This window comes from Streptomyces sp. NPDC005566 (assembly GCF_040605575.1).
Classification (GTDB): Bacteria; Actinomycetota; Actinomycetes; order Streptomycetales; family Streptomycetaceae; genus Streptomyces.
On the sequence record NZ_JBEXDB010000081.1, the window covers coordinates 1 to 1308 of the forward strand.

At 71.3% G+C, this 1308-nt stretch carries 1 protein-coding gene; it reads right to left on the reverse strand.

Features of this window, described 5'->3' with window-relative positions; genetic code table 11:
* Positions 1-1308 (reverse strand): type I polyketide synthase (locus tag ABZS61_RS34845; protein ID WP_356430551.1); only part of this gene is annotated, 1308 nt, incomplete at both ends.

The window sequence follows — 1308 nt, forward strand, 5'->3', positions numbered from 1 at the left end:
GGGCTGATCCCGAACAGGGCGGCGTCGAACTCATCGGCGTCGTGGACGAACCCGCCCACCGCCGCGGTTACGTCGACCAGACCGGTGGGCCAGCCGCGGTCGTCCGGGAACGGAGTGATCCCGTCCGACCCGGCGGCAACCAACTCCCACAACTGCTCCGGCGACGTCACACTGCCGGGATAACGGCAGGCCATACCCACGATCGCCACCGGCTCGTCCTGCGCCGCGCCCGCGACGCGCGCCCCCGGAGCAGCGCCCTCCTGCGCGTCCCCCACCAGTTCCGACAGCAGATGGTCGCAAAGGGCGGTCGGGCTGGGATGGTCGAAGACCAGGGTCGCGGGGAGTGACAGTCCGGTGTCCGTGGTCAGCAGATTGCGCAGCTCGACCGCCATCAGCGAGTCGAAGCCCAGGTCCCGGAACGCCCTACCGGGCTCGACCGCTTCCGCACCCGTGTGTCCCAGTACCGTGGCGGCCCGCTCACGCACCAGGTCCAACACGATCCGGGCCCGCTCCGCGAGAGGGGCGTCCACCAGCCGCTGCCGCAGACCCGGTCCGGCGTCATCACTCGGCGTGGTTTTGAGTGCGTCGGCCGCTTCGGGAAGGTCGGACAACAGCCCGCTGGCACGGGACGAGGCGAAAGCCGGGACGAACACCGACCAGTCCACGTCGGCGACCGTCACATTGCTTGCGTTCTGCTCGATCGTCTCTGCCAGTGCCTGCACTGCCAGGGCCGGATCCATCGCTATCAGCCCGCGCCGGCGCAGGTTCTGGGCCGCTTCCGGGTCGGTGGCCATCCCGGCTCCGGCCCAGGGGCCCCAGGCCACCGAGGTTCCCGGCAGCCCGCGGTCGTGACGGTGCTGCACCCAGGCGTCGAGGAAGGCGTTGCCTGCCGCGTACGCACTCTGGCCACCGCTGCCCCACGTCGCGGCGATCGAGGAGAACACCACGAACAGGTCCAACGACAGGTCCGCGGTCAGTTCGTCCAGGTGCTTGGTTCCGTCGACCTTGGCCCGCAGCACCGACGCGAACGCTTCCGGGGTGGCTGCCTCCAACCATTGCGGGATGTCGAGTCCGGCCGCGTGGACGATGCCGGTCAGCGGCAGGCCGACGGGAACACCGGCGATCACCTCGGCCAGGGCATCGCGGTCGGCCACGTCGCAGGCGGCGACCGTGACCCGTACGCCCAGCTCGGCCAGTTCCTCGACCAGACCGTCCGGGGCGACGCCGCCGCGGCTGGTCAGCACCAGGTGCGGCACGCCCCGTCCGGCCAGCCAGCGGGCCACTTCCGCACCCAGTGCGCCTGTGCCG